Annotated in this window: 11 protein-coding genes; 9 read left to right on the top strand and 2 right to left on the bottom strand. The window is 44.8% G+C overall.

Going from position 1 to position 19111, the window contains the following annotated elements:
• The first annotated feature begins 35 nt into the window (after positions 1–35).
• The 9 genes from AC2D6U_RS08100 to AC2D6U_RS08140 all read left to right on the top strand — a co-directional run bounded on the left by AC2D6U_RS08100 (position 36) and on the right by AC2D6U_RS08140 (position 11641).
• The gene (locus AC2D6U_RS08100; RefSeq protein WP_484720450.1) at positions 36–1157 is read left to right on the top strand and encodes a prolipoprotein diacylglyceryl transferase; all 1122 of its coding nucleotides are present in this window, start codon (positions 36–38) and stop codon (positions 1155–1157) included.
• Between the two features lie 13 nt (positions 1158–1170).
• Positions 1171–2589, top strand: coding sequence for a BamA/TamA family outer membrane protein (locus tag AC2D6U_RS08105; protein WP_484720451.1), 1419 nt, complete (start codon positions 1171–1173; stop codon positions 2587–2589).
• 38 nt (positions 2590–2627) lie between these two features.
• Complete coding sequence (locus tag AC2D6U_RS08110) at positions 2628–3440, top strand: PorV/PorQ family protein (RefSeq protein ID WP_484720452.1); 813 nt, start codon at positions 2628–2630, stop codon at positions 3438–3440.
• Entirely contained in the window at positions 3437–5479 is a 2043-nt protein-coding gene (locus AC2D6U_RS08115) for a ComEA family DNA-binding protein (protein WP_484720453.1), read from the top strand. Before AC2D6U_RS08110 ends, AC2D6U_RS08115 begins: the two co-directional genes overlap by 4 nt.
• A 76-nt stretch (positions 5480–5555) precedes the next feature.
• Entirely contained in the window at positions 5556–7445 is a 1890-nt protein-coding gene (locus AC2D6U_RS08120) for a M1 family metallopeptidase (RefSeq protein ID WP_484720454.1), read from the top strand.
• Positions 7446–7566: 121 nt separating this feature from the next.
• A complete protein-coding gene (locus AC2D6U_RS08125) occupies positions 7567–8040 on the top strand; it encodes a (2Fe-2S)-binding protein (RefSeq protein ID WP_484720455.1) in 474 nt (157 codons plus the stop codon).
• Complete coding sequence (locus AC2D6U_RS08130) at positions 8027–10195, top strand: xanthine dehydrogenase family protein molybdopterin-binding subunit (protein ID WP_484720456.1); 2169 nt, start codon at positions 8027–8029, stop codon at positions 10193–10195. Before AC2D6U_RS08125 ends, AC2D6U_RS08130 begins: the two co-directional genes overlap by 14 nt.
• A 70-nt stretch (positions 10196–10265) precedes the next feature.
• Positions 10266–11294, top strand: a complete 1029-nt coding sequence (locus AC2D6U_RS08135) for a thioredoxin-like domain-containing protein (RefSeq protein ID WP_484720457.1) — start codon at positions 10266–10268, stop codon at positions 11292–11294.
• Positions 11294–11641, top strand: coding sequence for a DoxX family protein (locus AC2D6U_RS08140; protein WP_484720458.1), 348 nt, complete (start codon positions 11294–11296; stop codon positions 11639–11641). Before AC2D6U_RS08135 ends, AC2D6U_RS08140 begins: the two co-directional genes overlap by 1 nt.
• Positions 11642–11698: 57 nt before the next feature.
• On the opposite strand, the gene AC2D6U_RS08145 is transcribed toward AC2D6U_RS08140, so the two are convergent.
• Both AC2D6U_RS08145 and AC2D6U_RS08150 read right to left on the bottom strand, forming a co-directional pair.
• Positions 11699–12166: an outer membrane insertion C- signal gene (locus AC2D6U_RS08145; RefSeq protein ID WP_484720459.1), complete on the bottom strand. Its 468-nt coding sequence runs from the start codon at positions 12164–12166 to the stop codon at positions 11699–11701.
• 151 nt (positions 12167–12317) lie between these two features.
• Positions 12318–18827 (bottom strand): Calx-beta domain-containing protein, encoded by a 6510-nt coding sequence (locus AC2D6U_RS08150; protein WP_484720460.1) that lies wholly within the window; start codon positions 18825–18827, stop codon positions 12318–12320.
• Positions 18828–19111: the final 284 nt, after the last annotated feature.

Consider the following 19111-nt stretch of genomic DNA (forward strand, 5'->3'; position numbering starts at 1 on the left):
TTTTCCTCTATATTTGTTCCATAGACCTCAGAATTATGCTAGCATACATCGTTTGGGACCCCATGCGGGAAATCATCAAAGGGATTCAACCGCCTGTTTGGTATAGTGTCCTTTTTGCCGCCGGTTTCGTGATCGGCTACCAGATCATGATCCGAATTTTCAAAAAGGAAGGTCATTCACCGCAAGATGTGGATACGCTGACTGTATTTATGGTCGTTTCTACCATTATTGGTGCACGTTTCGGACACTTGGCCTTCTACGAACCTGAACGATTCTTAGCTGATCCTTTGATGTTCTTTAGAACATGGGAAGGTGGTCTCGCAAGTCATGGAGCCGCTTTCGGTATTTTGATCGCGCTTTTTCTTTACAGCAATTACTTTATAAAAATCAGTCTCTTCCCTCCCAGTTTTAAGGCTAGGAAACAAAAAAGAAAAGGGCAAAGCTATTTATGGATCGTAGACCGAGTAGTGATCACCGTGGCCCTCGCTGCGGTATTTATCCGATTTGGCAATTTTGTGAATTCCGAGATCGTCGGAAAACCCACAGAATCAAACTATGGGGTAGTCTTTGGTCGAGTTGCAGAAACACTTTTCGAGCAATCTAACTTTGGCATCGAGTCGGCAGAGGCCTCTAAGGGATCAGGGGAAGCGCTTGCCCCGGGTATCGTACCTGTTGACCTAAGGCTCGTTTTTGAGAATACGCGATTAGAAGAAGCTGACGCAAGAAGGTTGTTGGAAAACAACGTGAGGAGCAGTTTGATCAATAACAGGGCCATTTCGGAACATTATGCCCAGCCCAACGACCCACTGAGGTATGATATCAGCTTCGAAGAGCGTAAACTCGTAGCAACCATACATACTTATGGCATTAATCGGCATCCCACACAATTGTACGAATCACTCACCAGTTTAATTCTTTTCTTCATTCTCTTTGGCCTTTGGATCAAATACAAACAGGATCTTCCAGAAGGTGTTTTACTTGGCATTTTCCTCATTTGGATCTTCGGGCTTCGCTGGTTCCATGAACTGTTCAAAGAGAACCAAGTAGCTTTTGAAGACGACATGGCCTTCAACATGGGTCAATTATTGAGTATTCCGCTAGTGGCATTAGGGGTATTTATCTTGCTAAGAGTCTTCTTAAGGTCTAAAAAGGCTTAAGCCAGAAACACGCTTGCGACAATGTGCCCTACATATCATTTTACTCTATGTACTCGGTACGCATTGTCTTTATGCCCAAAAGCCACAGGACTCGGCAAACGATGCGATTTCCGTCTCTGTAGGCAGCATTTACATTGCTGGTAATGAGCGTACGCGAGAAGAGATCATTACGCGAGAACTCAGCATCAACAAGGGTGATGTTTTTAAAAAAGCTGACTTACTCGAAATCCTGGAGCTTGATCGACAGAAATTAATGAATACTCGCCTGTTCGTTACGGTCGATATCATACCCCTGATGATCTCTGAGCAAGAGGCCGACATCCTGATCAGGTTGCAAGAGCGTTGGTACATTTTTCCTGTGCCTATTTTCCGCCTAGCTGACAGAAATTTCACCGAATGGTGGGTCAATCAAAAAAGGGACTTCTCACGGGTCAACTGGGGTGCTGAGTTATTTCACATGAACCTAACGGGGAGAAATGATCGCCTTTCGGCCAGGTTACAATTTGGCTTCACCCAACAGTATGCTTTAAAATACACCCTGCCCTACATCAACAAAAGTCAAAAACTAGGCATTACCATTGGTGCCAATTATGCAACGAACAAAACCATTGGAATTACGACAGATGGCCATCGACAGGTTTTCCAACAAGACCCCGAAATTCTTCGGCGGGTATTCAATACAGGTTTGGCTTTAGTCTATAGGCCCTCTTTTTACGATGTCCACTCTTTTGACCTCGGTTACAGTCGAGTGAACGTTCAAGATACAGTTGCACAACGTAACCCCAATTACTTAGGAGAGGGCCTTACGCAACAGCAATACTTTCGGTTGAGCTATGTGTTCACGCATGACCGGAGAGATTTTGTTTCCTACCCGCTGAAAGGAACCTATTTACGATTTACTGCCAATCAGTTCGGCTTGGGTATTTTTGACGACATCAACATGCTCAACACCCGCGCCAGCTACGGAAAATATTTTGATTTGGGAAAAGACATCTTTCAAGCCAACCGAATAGAAGTATTCAAAAACTGGGGTGATCAGATTCCATACATTCGAAGAACAGGATATGGCTACAGCCCTGACTTTATTAGAGGATACGAACGCTATGTGATTGAAACGGATTTCCTCATCTCCTATCGTACCGCTTTAAAATGGGAGTTCTTGGAAGGCATCACCAAGCTAAATGAACGGAGCATTATACCTCAATTCAGGACACTACCTTATGCCTTTTATTTGAAGGTATTCATGGATCTCGGTTATGCTGGAAGCCCTTTACTCAATACGGAAAACAACTTTTGGAACAATGATGTGATCGGTAGCCTCGGTGTTGGGCTCGATGTGGTTACTTACTATGATTTCGTGATGCGCATCGAGTACTCCATCAACCGAGAAGGAGATACTGGTTTCTACTTCAACTTTAGAAGAGCGCTTTAATTTTTATAAGCCCCAATTCTGGTTAAATTCCATTTGTGATGAGACTGTTTCACTTTCTGCTATTCTTGGCTTTTCCCCTTGGATTATGCGCACAGCTTGCAGGAACACCACCAGTGGGTCCCATTTCGCTAGGCTTGGGCGGGGTCTCCTCAACCATGAGCAACAGCTGGTCTGTTTTTAACAATCCGGCTGGTTTGGCTTCACACGACAAGTTTGATGCGGTCTTTGGATATCAAACCATTTTTGACTTTGCTCCTTTCAATACCGTTGCCGCAGCGGTGAACTACCCTGCTTCTATTGGCCAAACCAGCATGGGGGTGTACCGCTTTGGTGACGAACTCTTCAATACAACGATGCTGAGCGCAGGATTTGCCAAACGCATCGGCATCATAAGTCTTGGGGCCAAGATCAATTATTTGCAATACAGCATAGATGGATTTGGCAAGCGAGCCCTGGGTTTGGCTGAAATGGGAGCCATTGGTGAATTGACCCCCTCCTTGCGTTTTGGCATGCATATTTATAACTTCACTCAGTCGGTGATCAGTGAAGCTACTGGTGAAAAAGTGCCGGTCATCATTCGATTATCCGCTCACTACACATTAGGCAATCAGGTCAACCTGTACCTGGAAGGTGAAAAAGATGTAGAAGAAGCGGCGGATGTAAAATTCGGTTTAAGCTATCGGGTAATCGATGCATTGGTACTTCGCACAGGGTTTTCTACTGAAACCAACAGAATGACTTTCGGTGCTGGGGTGAATTTCTCCAGATTGACAGTGGATTATGCCCTTAGGGCAAATGAAACGATAAGCGCAACACACAATTTCGGATTGGCTTACAGATTTATGGATTGACACATGCACGATTAGTTCTCCTCGTCATATCATCATTTAGCTTCTTTTGTTCTCATGCACAAGTCCAACGCCTGGATGTTGAAAACGCCATTGAGGCCCTTTTTGCCCTACCAGATTCCGATTTCAACTATGAAGAACACTACGAACGCTACGTGCTGCTCTATGAAAACCCTTTGGACCTGAATACCGCCGATTATTCAGATCTCAAATCCTTGCATGCCTTTTCCGAAGATGAGATCCAATCCATTTTGCACTACCGCGACAGTGTCGGAAAGCTGATGACCATCTATGAACTCGCTTACTTGGAGCCCATAGAACCTTCGAAACTCCAACAGATAAGCGTTTTCTTAACTACCCGAACCAACCAAACCCTTGGACTTGCAACACTTTTCAACTCCATTCTTTCGCAACAAGAGGCTTACCTCATTTCACGCTACGAACGAAGGTTGGAAACCGCCCGTGGTTATCTGGGCCTTAACCCATCCTTTGCAGGAGACCCCAACAAAGTCTATTTCAGGTACCGGAATGCCATGAGCAAAAGCTACAGCCTCGGTATTACAACGGAAAAAGACGCCGGCGAGTCGTTTGTGATCGACCGCTCTCGCTATGCTTATGGAATGGACTTTTGGTCGGCTCACTTGATGGTAGAGAACCGAGGGAGATTGAAGCGTGCGATTATCGGTGACTATCAATTGCAGTTTGGGCAGGGGCTCGTATTCAATTCAGGTTTGGGCATAGGAAAGGGCGCTGAAACCGTCAACGCTGTTGAGCGGGTCTTCAATGGGCTTCGCCCCTACACCTCCGTGGTCGAAGGTGGTTTTTTACGTGGCGCAGCAGCCACTTACGAATTGTCCAAGCAATTATCAACTACCGCTTTTTTTTCTTCTCTTAGACAAGATGCCTCTCTCCGTGCCATCAATGACTCCGCTCTTGTTTTTTCTTCGTTTCAACGCACAGGGCTTCACCGGACAGCGAATGAGATCGCGAGGAAAAGACGAGTCAATGAGGCCTTAGTCGGATTCAACGTGACATACCGCATGAACAACCTGAACCTGGTCGGCTTCACTTTTCAGACCAGTCAATTTTCGGCTGATATAAATAGAGGTACCCACCCCATCAATCGATTTGAATTCACGGGAGATCGAAACACAAACGTCTCATTTTATGGTAATCAACAACTGAAGCAATTTCGGTTTTTTGGTGAGGTTTCCCTGTCTGCCAACCGCTCCCTAGGTGCACTGATGGGCGTATCCGGTAAACTCGACCCGCGCTTGGAAGTTGTTCTATTACTTCGCGATTACGCCAAATCATTTCATAGCCTCCGGGGTGGTGCTTTTGGAGAAAGCAGTCGCAACATCAACGAGTCGGGCATCTATTTTGGACTTCATTACACACTGAATCGTCAGTTCTTTCTTAGCGCCTATTATGACCGTTTTCGTCGGGATTGGCTTTCCTTCCGGACCCAGAGCCCTTCAGCTGGCTATGACTACCTGATTCGGTTGAATTACCGACCTAATCCCATGACCCAATTTTATTTTCAATACCGGCTAAAAGAAAAAGATCGTAACGTTAGCCATCTGAATGAATTGAAAGTACTTCCCGGTCGATCAAAACGTTACATTTTACACCTTGACTTTCAACCCCTCAACAAGTTAAGTCTGCGTTCAAAAGTACAATGGAGTAATTATCGCATCGACGGTATTAAAACAAAGGGCTTGGCTTTTTTTCAAGACCTTAACCTTACTTCAGGTCCTTTCGGTTTCTCTGCACGCTTTTCCGTCTTCCACACTGAAGGTGGCGACAACCGCCAGTTTGCTTACGAGCGAGATGTACTGTACGGCTTTTCCATTCCCGGGTTGAGTGGCCAAGGAATACGGAATTACCTGCTACTGCAATACCGTCCTTTTCCTCGCCTGACGTGCTGGTTAAAGCTGAGCAGGACCACCTACTTTGATCGAGACCGCATCGGCACGGGGGTTGACACCATCGACGGAAATACCTTAACTGACTTAAAATTCCAGACCATGATCAAGTTTTGATCGACCATTTGAAGTGAATGTCTTGTTAGGCTTGTGAGAGTTTAATAATTTCCGCTCTATTAGAAAACCGAAAAACATGAGGAAAGTATTTTTAAGCTTAATGATCATCTCCTGTACCGGCCTTGTCTGGGCACAGGAAAAGGCAAATCGCTCGGATGACGAGAGATGGCAGCAATATGCCAACTACACAATGGAGATTGACATGAACGTGGAAACGAACCAGTTCAGTGGTAAACAAACCCTTGAATATACCAACAACTCTCCCGATGCGCTCGATCAAGTTTTTTACCACTTATACTTCAATGCTTTCCAGCCCGGTAGTATGATGGATGTTCGGTCGAGAACCATTGCCGATCCTGACCGTCGAGTGGGCGATCGGATTTCAAAATTATCAGAGTCAGAAATTGGCTATCAAAAGATCAACAGCCTCACCATGAATGGTCAAGCGGTGGATTATCAAGTAGAAGGCACCGTATTGGAGGTGCGTCTCCCTCAGGCAATTCCTCCTGGCGGAACCGTAACCTTTGAAATGGATTTCGACGGACAAGTACCCGTTCAAATTAGAAGAAGTGGTAGAGACAATGCGGAAGGTGTCCGTTACTCTATGGCCCAATGGTTTCCAAAAATGGCCGAATACGATTACCAAGGATGGCATGCCGATGAATACATCGGCCGTGAGTTCTATGGTGTTTGGGCTGATTTTGACGTAAAGATCTCGATCGATGAGAATTATGTCATTGGCGGAACAGGTTACCTCCAAAACCCTTTAGAAATTGGTCATGGTTACGAAAACGAAGGACAAACCGTCAGGAAAAAAGTACGCAATGGTAAGCTAACCTGGCATTTCATTGCTCCCAATGTGCACGATTTCATGTGGGCAGCCGACCCTGAATACCAACACGACAAACTGACCATGGAAAATGGTACTGTCTTACACTTCTTTCATAAAAAGGGGCAAAATGACGAGAACTGGAAACAATTAATGCCTTTGACCGAGAGAGCTTTCGAGTTTGCGAATGCCACCTTTGGAGAGTACCCATACGAGCAGTTTTCTGTTATACAAGGGGGCGACGGAGGAATGGAATACCCGATGTCTACCTTGATCACCGGCCAACGTAGCAGTTTACGCAGCCTGATCGGAGTAACCGTTCATGAGTTTATGCACGATTGGTACCATGGAGTGCTCGGAAGCAATGAAGCACTACATCCATGGATGGACGAAGGTTTTACCTCCTATGCTTCAGGAAGGATCATGACACACTTATTCAATCCGGAAGCACCGGTCAATTCTGGATTGAACAATTTAGGCACACGAGCGGGTCAAGGAAGCTACTTAAGAATTGCCGAAAGTGGTCGAGAAGAACCCATGAGCACACATTCCGATCATTATGACCTCAATGGAGCCTACAGTTCGGCTGCTTATGGCAAAGGAGCCGTTTGGATGAGTCAACTGGGCTATGTCATCGGCGAAGAGGCTAGGGACCAAGGCCTGCTAGAGTATTTTGAGACCTGGAAATTCAAACACCCAAATCCGAATGACGTACTACGTGTGTTTGAGAAGGTATCAGGACTGGAACTTGACTGGTACAACGAATACTTCGTTTACACCACCAAACAAACCGACTACGGCGTAAAAAAAGTACGAGGTGAAGGAAACGAAACAAAGGTTACCCTCGAAAAAGTAAAGCAAATGCCGATGCCTGTTGACGTTGTGGTGACCTACAAGGATGGTACTAAGGAAGTCCACTACATGGCGCTTCGTATGATGCGAGGCGAAAAACCTGCAGAAACGGATGACCCACGAGTGGTACACCCTGACTGGCCATGGACGCATCCAACTTATGAATTCAACATCGATCGTCCAATTGCAGATGTTGCCTCTATCGAGATCGACCCCTCCGGTAGAATAGCCGATATCAACAGAGAAAATAACAAATGGGAAGCGGAAGCTATTGAGAAAAAATAAAGGATTACACTCCAAGCATAAAAGCCTGTCCTCACATAAGGACGGGCTTTTTTTATTCAAACAATTCGCAAATTCAAAAGGTCTTTAATTTATCTTATCTTGATGTGTTAAATGAAAAACGATGGCATCTTTTCAACTGAAAATCAATAACAAAAAGTACGAGGTTGACGCCGACCCACAAACCCCACTACTCTGGGTTATTAGAGATCAGGTTGGCCTTACCGGAACTAAATATGGATGCGGCATCGCTCAATGTGGTGCTTGTACCGTTCACCTCAACGGAAATGCGGTAAGATCATGCAGCTTACCCATTTCTGCAGTTAGTGATCAAGATATTACAACCATTGAAGGCTTGTCTGAGGACAACTCTCATCCGGTGCAAAAGGCATGGCTAGAGGTGCAGGCACCTCAATGTGGTTATTGCCAGAGCGGACAGATCATGTCGGCAGCGGCCCTATTGAAGCGCAACCCAAAGCCCTCAGAAGATGCCATCGATGGCGCCATGTCGGGCAATATCTGCCGATGTGGCACTTACACCCGAATTCGACAAGCGATTCACTTAGCCTCAAACGAAATGACCAATGGAAACAAATAAACTCAATCGAAGAAATTTCATCCGTGTAACGGGGCTGACTGGTGCATTTCTAGCAGTTGGATTTGACAGCTTCTCTTTAGGGGATACGCCATCCAAACTCAAGCGGCTGATGCCGGAAGATTTTATTGAAGGAACTCCACTGAATCCATTTGTGACCATAGCAGAAGACGGAACCATCACCATGATGGCCCATATTCCTGAATTGGGTCAAGGCATCTTTCAAGGTCTTCCCGCAGTAATTGCGGAAGAGCTGGAAGTAAGCATGAACCAGGTCAAGATCGTGAAATCCAGTGCCTCCCGTAAATATGGTAGACAATCGATCGGAGGAAGTCGCAGCATGCGTACACAGTTTATGCCCATGAGGCAACTAGGTGCCGCTACCAAAGACCTGTTGATAAGAGCTGCCGCAGCACAGTGGCAAGTAGCGCCAGAAGAATGCTATGCCCATGAAGCTCAAGTGATCAATCGAAACACCAAAGAGGCTATCGGATATGGTAATTTAGTAAAGGCTGCTGCACAACTTGAGCTGCGCGACAATGTCCCTTTAAAAAAGAAAGCCGACTTTACCATCATTGGAAAAGCAACCGAACGTCCTGACTTGGGGAATAAAGTGAATGGAAAAGCCGACTACGGAATTGACGCACAAGTGGAGGGATTACTCTATGCGACCGTAGCCCATTGCCCTACCCTACAAGGATCGCTGGTATCTTATGATGCTGAAGCCGCTAAAAAGGTTAATGGTGTAGTTGAGGTCATGGAGATCAAACGAACGGTCTATGGCAAAGAAAATACGGGCATTGCCGTGATTGCGGACTCCTATTTCGCTGCACTAGAAGGAAGAAGTCGACTCAATCCGCAATGGAACAACACTGAATTTAGCAAGGTGTCGACCAAAGTCCTTTTTGATGATATGAAAGCCTTAGCTCAAGAAGAGGGGCTCAAACACTTTGAAAAAGGCGATTTCAATAATTCGGTCTATAACAGTGAAACTGTACTTGAGGCAACCTATGAGTTGCCCTACCTGGCCCACTCGTGTATGGAACCCATGAATTGTACGGTACATGTGAGAGAAGACAACAGTGTTGAAGTTTGGGCCTCTAGTCAAAGTCCACAGTTGCATCGCCAAATTGCCAGAGATTTGGGTATCCCTGACGAGGAAGCAGAAGAGAAGATCAAGATCCATATGCCCTTTATGGGGGGTGGGTTTGGCAGAAGGTCGATGAATGATGCCTTTGAGGAGTGTTATCAGGTCTCTAAAGCCTTGAGAAAACCGGTAAAACTGCTTTGGACCCGTGAAGACGACACCACGCAAGGACCTTTTCGGCAGGGAACGGTGCATAAATTTACAGCCGGCATCGACGGCAATACGCCCAAAGCCATGCAGACCAAAATGGTGAGTCAGGCAATTACTACCCAAGGAAGAGATTCTGGAGGGCGTATCCCTTTTGAAGTGATGGAATCGATCAACACCCATTACGACTTTGAGCACCTTTCGGTGCGATTCAATGAATACAGATCTCAAATACCCATCCACTGGTGGCGCTCCGTATTTGCCTCAACGAATGGTGTGGCATATGAGGCCTTTATCGACGAAATGGCAATTGCTTCAAAAGAAGATCCACTCGCCTTCAGGAAAAAATACCTGGCCAAGGAACCCCGCTTTGTTCAAGTGCTTGATCGGCTTGAACGGGAGGCGAATTGGAATAAACCGCTTGCCTCGAACGAAGGCAAAGGCGTTGCCATAGTTGAAAGCTTTGGCAGCATTGTCGCTCATGCCTTATTCTTGAAGAAAGAGAATGGGAAAGTCAGCATACCTCGGGTGGTCTCGGTGGTCGACTGTGGGATTTATGTGAACCCTGATCAGGTAAAGGCACAGACCGAGGGCAATGTAGTCTTTGGACTAACGGCTGCGCTAAAAGACCCGATCACCTTTAAAGACGGAGTCGCTGAACAAGCCAATTTCGATACCTATCGAATGCTAAGGATGAATGAAGCGCCTCATTCCATAGAGGTACATCTGATCGAGAGTGACGAAGCCCCAGGAGGTGTTGGAGAACCCGGTCTACCTCCCATTGGCGCTGCTTTGTTGAATGCTGTTGCAGACCTCAATGGCCAACGTATTCGCAAATTACCATTCAACTTACAAGAGATTTAATCATATTTTAAAGTCCAATCCTTATATTCAGGTTCAGAAAACCAGCTGAACCTGAATAATTAAATAAATCATGCAAAAACAACACATACTAACGCTTCTGGTTCTGTTCTTCTTTGCCTCTTGTGAAAAAGGACCTTCCTATGAGATCTATGGCACCATTGAAAACTATGATCAATATGTCTTTTTGAGATATGGTGATTTTGTAGACAGCACAAAAGTAAACGAAGGACGTTTCTATTTTGAGGGCAATACGGATCGAGTGGTGCAGGCCACCATAACGAATCAGGCCAATGGCCCCTACACAGCTCCTTTCTATTTGGACAACGACAGCATCAATGTACAGGTGACCTTTCAGGAACCCTTTATCACTTTAGAAAGAGTCTATAGCGCTGCCAATGAACTACCTGATCAGGTCATGGAAGGATTGGGTGCCATTATGGAAGACGAAGAGCAATTGAGAAGTAATGCCATGTTTTTATACATGGACTCCATTACAGCCATTCATCCTCGCAATGATTTTATCCTAGAGTTGATCTCAGAGGTGATCACAAGTGACTTTATCACGATACAGCAAGCCGAGGAGCTTCTGGGTCAGATCGATACCACGTTAATGCATCCCTCTGATTTTCAATCACTCAAAGTAGCCTTAGATAGACAAGAAAGAATCAATCCCGGAGATTCTTTTCCCGATTTCACTTTCATCGGGCTCAATGGGGAGGTCTACACTAAAGAAAGCTTTCCTAACCAGTATCTATTGATAGACGTATGGGCCACATGGTGTACGCCATGTCTTCAAGCATTTGATAAGTTAAAGCCTATATACGAAGAACTAGACGGTCAATTAGAGATTCTCGGGCTCTCCATCGATAAAACCAAAGAGCGACCGATCAATTACTTAGCGCAAAATGAGTTGCCATGGAAACAAGCCTGGACCGAAGATGAATTCGACAATCCTTTTCTTCAAGAACTAGGTGTTGTCTTTCTTCCTTTCTATTATCTCCTGACCCCGGAAGGTGAGATCATTGCCATCAACCCCGCGGTAGAGGACATTCCCGAACTGATCAAAAGAAGAGGTAGCTTGCAGGAGGTGCTGAAGTAATGGAAATAGAACAATACATCATGGGTGGCATGTACGTGTTTGCTGGCGTCATGCACTTTATCAAACCGAAGGTTTACCTTAAGATCATGCCGCCTTTTCTTCCCTACCCGTTGACCTTGGTCTATTTGAGTGGGGTCTTTGAATTGCTTTTTGGTCTGTTGGTGATGTTCCCCGCGACACAGAGCATTGGTGCCTGGGGCCTAATTGCAACGCTTATCGGTGTTTTTCCGGCCAACATCTACATGCTTACCTCTTACAAAGGCCGTAGGAAATGGTACAAGTTCGCCCTTTGGTGTCGCCTACCTGTGCAGTTTTTCTTGATCTACTGGGCCTACCAATTTGTGTAAGGACACAAAAAAACCTCAGCAAGCTGAGGTTTTTTATTCATTTATAAGGTTGGGTGGCTAGTTTCCTCCACCAAACACATAACGAAGGTTTAGCCCGAAGCCTCCTGCGTTGAAATCTGTATCTTCCACTAGTCTAAAGCCCGGACGCCAGTCCAACGAAAGGGATAGCGGAAAGCTGAAATTGTACTGCAAGCCTATTTCACCTGCCACTCCGAGTTGGAAATCATCGCCAAAACCTAAGAAAGGTCCTGCCCCTGCATACCAATTGAAGGCCTCGCCACCAAGGGGACGATAAATGAAGTCCCATAAGGCATCGATACCGAAATCTGTATCGTCGTTTCCTCCAAAGGACACGTTGGCGTGGATACGGCTGAACTCGCCCAATCCCACGATACCATCAACTGAAATGTCGCCACCCGTCGCGGGTCCAAAGCGCACACCCAGTTCACCAACGGATTGTGCATTTGAGGTCATTAGCCCTGCAGTAAAAAAGAAGGCTACGATTACTATTACTCTTTTGATCATAACATTAAGGTTTATTACAAGAATGAAGATAGAAAAATTCGAGGATTAAAAAGCAGTCGATTCATCAAACTCTGCTCGTGCACTTTAGCCCAGAAGCTACTCGTTCCAATTCATGTACCTACCAGACGAATCGAGTTGCGCAAAAGGAGGACTATCGCTTCACCAGGACTCTTCGTTCGATAACTCCGAGTTCATGATGAATGCGAAGAAGGTACCATCCTTTTTTATAGGTCGATAGGTCGATTTGTAAGCTACTCCTGTCTCTGCTAGATTGGGTCAAGAGAAGTTGGCCTGTTAGGTCGTACAATTCAAGTTTAACAGGAAGTGAAATAAGTCGGCTAAGATCAATTATTAAGGAGGCATTGACAGGGTTTGGGTAAACCAAGACCTCACCATCACCAAGTGACTCAGCAATCTCAGTGACTAATACTCCGGTTCCTCGAACGACTTCTGATGCCACTCCTCCTTCATAGCTAAGATTTATTAGTCCATTGTACTCTCCCGCACGGTCCGGCCTAAACGCAGCAGTCACCTGAATACTTTGGCCTATGGGTATCTTTAGCGTATTGGGGGAAATTGAGAATGATGGCGTGGACCGAGCAAACCTGACTTCGACGGGGAGCTCTCCGTTGTTCGTTACTGTCCAAATATTTGTCGAAATAGCGCCTAAAACAACCTCACCAAAATCTCCCTCGCCAGAAATAAAAATAGAAGCCTCTGCCTGATTCAACACATTGATCTTAAAGACCTTTTCTTTGATGCCTCCTTTTCCGTCTTCTACTCTGATTCGCAGGCTATGACTTCTATTGGTTTCGAAATCAAAAGATTCTTGGGCCAGCAGCCTCTGACCTTGGATGCTAAAGCGTTGATTATCTTGTCCTCCTGCCCCATCGACCAAAGAATAAGTATGCTCATCACCTTCGTCAAAGTCAACGGTCGACAGCAGCCCTATTAGCTCCCCTTTTTGGTTGTTTTCCTTTATCTCTGAATTAGACAATTCAATGGCCATCGGTATCCAATTCATGACATATCTCTCTCCGGTTACATCAGCTATCAATCGGTTGGATGCCATATCGGTAATATTTTGGCTCCTCGATAAAGCAATACCAATTATCCCTTGTCCTGAAATTCTATGCAAGTCAACCTGATATGTCGTTTCATCGATTTGAATCACTTCATTCAATTGCCCTGTAGCGGTACCTGTTGTATTCAAACGAAAGTCTAGCAAGTCAACTCCTGTTATTTCCTCAGAAAAGATGATCACAAAGCTTGCTTCTCTGTCAGTAGTGTGCAAAGGATTTGTCTTTAGTCTCTCAATAGCAAGTACTCTCGGGGGCGTTAGATCGATTCGAGTTTGAATTGAATCGACTGAGGCCAGACTACTATTTTCAGCTAAATCATAGACAGCGCCCTCAGGAAGAGAGACCGTGCAATAGCCATCAGCTAAGGGTAGAATGGTGGCAAGCCATTCAAAAGATTCGGTGCGCTTCTCTAATTTTTTGACAACTCCATTTTTAACATCTAGGTCTTCCACGCTTAATCCATGTACAACTTCATCAAAAGCCACTTTTATAGTGAAAGCCGAATTAATGAGTGTATCTACTTCAGATGAAAGTGTGGGTTTCGGTCGTTTGCCATCAATTTTCAACCTGATCGTTTTTGGCTGGCTAGGTAAGGTCAAATTCGCGTCAATCCCGTGTTGGCCTTTGATATGGCCATCATTCAGGGAAATTTGATGGGCTATTTCCCAACCGTCTTCATCATAATCACCTTCTTGAACAACTAGACCGAATTCAGCATGCGGCTGGTTTTTAACCTCCGAAATGAGTCCGGCTGCTCTTTCAGTATCACCGATCTTCACGTTGAAGGTGGGTGACCCTTGGATTGATACTTCCCGATCGAATTCAAGACGAAATTTGAGAATAGCGTCAATCCCAACGATAGAATCCATGGGATGGCTAACGCTTGATACAATTGGTGGAGAAATAATTGTGAAAGCCCACTCTTCTTTCTTCTGAACACCCAAATATTCATTTCCAGCCATGTCCTCAAAAACACCCGACTCAATAAGGGCATAATATGACTCGCCCAGAACGAAAGTATCTTCCGAAGGTGTGATTATCACAACGGAATCTTGAATAGCTACATTCGTACTAGACACGTCCATGACCTCAATAATTTCGTCATTAGATGATTTTTTTAGAAGAATATTCCCTTTGCCTTTGATCACTTTTTCCGGGAACACCATTTGGAGACTTATGCCGGGAAGTAGGCGCGCAGCATGTGGTTGAGGATACAAGACAGGTGTTGAAAGAGCGGTATCTAGCCATACGCTGTATTCAGTAGGCAAACTTGTGTTTCCTGCTTGATCCATGGCGTAAGCCGAAAAGACATTGATCCCGATTTCAAGAGGAGCAGACACTTCATGCCTCCATTGCCCATCCATTGTGAGGTGGATTGAATCAATCAAACGTTCATTAATGCGTAGTCCAACAATACTGTAAGGCTCTGCTGCTCCTGAAACAGTCGGTTTTTTATTGCTAGTCAACCTGTCCGTACTTGATTGCCCCCAATCACTGGCCTCTTCCAATACAATTGTTGGCGGCAAAGGTTGAGAAACATCGATGGTTAGGTTAAAGGCTGGACTTTTTGTGCTGGTGTTACCTGCCTGATCAGTTGCCGCGGCCGTAAAGGAATAAAAACCTTCTTCAAGTGAAGTTTCTGTATAATCAAACGACCATTCCCCCATTGCATTTGACTGCGTACTTCCTAGGGTTCTTTCTTCAAGGAAGACATGAATTTGACAATTAGCTTCTGATGTACCTGTGATCCTCAACGTTTGATCGTTCGTGACTGATCCTGTCTGAAGATTTCCAGAATCAGTAGTCACTGAACTTAACAGAGGGTATGCCGGTTCTTGCGTATCAATTATAATGCGTACACCTCTACTCATTTCGCCTGAATTTCCTGCAGAATCCGTTGCTTTCGCACGCACAACGTATGACCCGTCTGATAACTCACGCTCAGTGTAATCGAATCTGAACTCACCACTGGAGTCTGCAGGCGTGATTCCTATGGAGACATCATCCAAAAACACCTCCACAAGTACCTCTTTTTCCGCTTTTCCCAAAATGACCAATGAAGTGTCGTTGGTCACTTTATCTGTTCCACTCAGTCCGGTATCCGCTGAAACACTAGTGATTGCCGGTGTCGCTGGAGCCATTGTATCTTTTACCGCATTTCTTTCAATCGGTATCCCAACGTTGCCAAGCGAATCCTTGAGCATTACCGATAGAGTGATTTGTCCATCAGGAAGCAATGACAGCCCAGGCAGGGGAACGGTGTCCGTAGCCGTTATGATCTTTCCCGAATAAGAAATCGTCGTTGAGCCACCGGACGAACTAATTGCATACTGATAGGTACTGCCTTCTTCGGCATTTTGAAAGGAAAAAGATGCCTCAATTAGCTCTTCTTTTCCAATCAAAGTATCACTCAATATTACCAAATATCCCGATGGAGGTGTGTTGTCATCATCATCGCGTATCGTGATACTGGCTTCAGCTGACGTTTCAATAGCAAGCGTCGTCTCACTCAGATCGGCGATAAAAAGATTAAATGATTCATGAGGCTCCTCTGACAGATCATCGATGAGCTTAATCGGAAAGGATTGTACTTCACCAGCCACTCCTGTAAAGATTAACGGATACTCCACAATCGGAACAAAATCATCGGTCGCTTTCGCCGTAGAATCTTTACTTGAAACCTTAACCTTGAAGCCACCTTCAACGGCATTGTTCAGAAACACATCAACGATTACTTCTCCCTGATTCTCTTTCGCGTTTTTATTTGAAATCGTTAGTTCGGCTTTATCATCATTTAAAATTGTTACTAGGGCTTGGTCTGTGATATCGAAAGCCTCTTGCTCAGCAAGATTCGGAGCCACTTCAATAATCTCTACAATGAGTGTTTCATCGGTCTCCAGTTTATTGTCAGCCAAAGGAGAAAGACGAAGCGTTTGAATCTCACCAGGAATTCCCTCAAAGCGTATCGGTTGTTTTTCTATGGGTATGTAGTCGGGTTCTTTTAAACTACTTGCTGTACCATTAGCAGTCTTTAGAAAGACGGTAAAACCTCCGTCTACTTTTTTGTCTAGCCTTAACTCTACTTCGATCAACCCTGCATCTTCAACACCACTGCTGTTTTCAATGCTGATCTTAGCTGTATCATTGTTGAGTATCGTGTAGGTAAAGACTGAGTCCTTGTCCAACAGACCATTGGTTGGACCGTACAGCATGACGATGACCGTTTCATTAGCCTCGATCATATTATCATCAATGATTCCATTGACTGAGAAACTCTTCCTTGTTTCACCCGGATAAAATCGCAAAGTACCAGTTCCCTTATCATAATCTGACCCATCAGCAGTTCCAGTCAAGAAGTATTTAACTGATATCTCCTTTTGCGATGCGCTGTTAAGGGTAACAGGAATGCTTACCGAGTTGAGGTCTTCCAAACCACTACTTGCCTTTTGGTCAAAAGAAATTCTAGGAAAAGGGTCATTGTCTTGAATGATAAAAGTGTAAGCAGTTTGCTCCCCGAGAACCGCATGGATCGGGTTTGATAAGGTTACGATAATTGTTTCGTCCTCTTCATCCACCTGGTCATCAATAATGCCAGAAAGGGTGAGCGTCGCTGTCTGCTCACCTGCAGGGATACGGAGCGTACCATTCGTCATGCCATGATCTATACCTTCACCACTCGCTGTTCCGGTAATGATATAATCGACTTGTACTTCTTGATCGGTCGATTGACTCAGTTCTAGTATCAGTTCAATTGTTGGCTCGTTTTCGGACCCACTTCCGGCCGTCTCCCTGAAGAAAAGACTAGGCAGCACCTCGTCATTGTCGGTAATAGAATAAGTGAAGACATTTTGCTGTCCTAGAACGGCATGGATCGGGTTTGTTAAGGTCACGATAATTGTTTCGTCCTCTTCATCCACCTGATCATCAACAATACCGGAAAGAGTGAGTGTCGCTGTCTGCTCACCTGCAGGAATACGAAGTGTGCCGTTCGTCAGGCTATGATCTATACCTTCACCACTCGCTCTTCCGGTAATGATATAATCGACTTGTACTTCTTGATCGGTTGATTGACTCAGTTCTAGTATCAGTTCAATTGCTGACTCCTTTTCAGACCCACTTCCGGCCGTCTTCCTGAAGGACAGACTAGGCAGCACCTCGTCGTTGTCGTTAATGGTATAAGTGAAGACATTTTGCTGTCCTAGAACGGCATGGATCGGATTTGAAAAGGTCACGATAATTGTTTCGTCCTCTTCATACACCTGATCATCAATAATGCCTGAAAGAGTAAGCGTCGCTGTCTGCTCACCTGCAGGAATACGAAATGTGCCATTCGTCAGGCTATGATCTATACCTTCACCATTGGCTGTTCCTGTGATGATATAGTCTACCTTGACTTCTTCTTTAGCTTCTTCAGACAATACTAGTTGAACGGATGCAGAGGCAACACTTTCATCACCAAATCCGCTCGACTTGCCAACTACTAATTCGGGCAGTCCTTGAGTCTGAAAAGTAAGCTTTGTCGGCACCTGTTGAAGATTACTGGCATTATCTTCAGCTACGGCATAAACGTCATAGGTGGTAGACGGATTGAGTCCCTCGATCAACAAATCGTGAGAATAGTCGCCAGAGGCTAATTCTTTGCTGCCAACTTTTATGGGTACCGTATTATTGTTCCTTTTGCCTTCTTTGATCTGAATTGGTGAAGGTTTTGCTTCTTCCGTGTCAGTTACAATAAAATAGACTGTTCCGGCCTCATCCAAGTCTACATGTAAGGTAATCTTTGATTGCCCAACAGTTGAAAGTACAGGGCTCCCATTTTCAAAAGCCGGTTCCTTCAGATCCGGGTTCACTTGAGACAAAGTAGCCGGGCCTTTTACAAAATCTTCGAGGTCATTACCGGAATCACTTCCATTAGGGCTTCTAAAAACGGCTTCATTCGAAGCGTTTGATGCATTACCATCTGGGGCCTCGCCTTCCTTCCCACCCAATTTGACCTCATCAACCACTACACCATTGGCATCCTTCAAAATAATATGAACGTCATTATTCATGGCATTAGCGCCATCTGGGTTAGCCAAGAGCAGAAAGTCTCCAACCGCTGTATTGTTGAATGTACCTCCTTTTACAGAGTTGTAAATGGATCTGTCAAATGCCCCTGAGGAGGTCAGATCTCCAGAAAAATCCGTTCCATCCTTTAGCTCGATCGACCAATTGGATAGATCTAAACCTGCCGATTGGATATATAATTCGACATATTCATCAACATTGGATACCCTGCCTGTACCTGGTATACCATTAAAATCATTCGAGCTCCAATCCTGCTGCGGGTCAGTAACCACCTCATTAATGACGACTTTTTTTTCCTCGATATCACTCGAAGTTGTAAAAGCCTTGTTGGACTTAATCGAGGTGGAATCCTTCTTGTGAGAGATTGTTGATTCTTTGATCCAGGAAGCTTTACGTCTCGTGGTCCTTTCTTCGCTCAATAAGTGCATTGGGGAAGAGAAGGTAAGCGGAACAACCCCTTCCAACAGGGTTATTATAAGCGCATAGCCAAATGGATTGAAAAGAAGGGACATTGCATGTGTGTTTATTGTTGTGCTAAATCCGTTGCTCTATCAATGCATAGATACACTAGCCCAAAGCCATTCTTCTAAAACGAGAAAAGACCAGCCTCAGAGCTGGTCTTTTCTAAAAGTACTGTGTGTGCTTTGAGACTATACTGTAATAATATTCATTATTGCATTTATCTGAAATATTTTTTTCATTTTTTTGATAATAATACCTACTAATAAGTATTTAACAATAAAATAAGTCAAATATCATACAACAATTATTTTGTTGTTTACCCCTAATTAATTGA

Source organism: Roseivirga sp. YIW32, assembly GCF_057219245.1.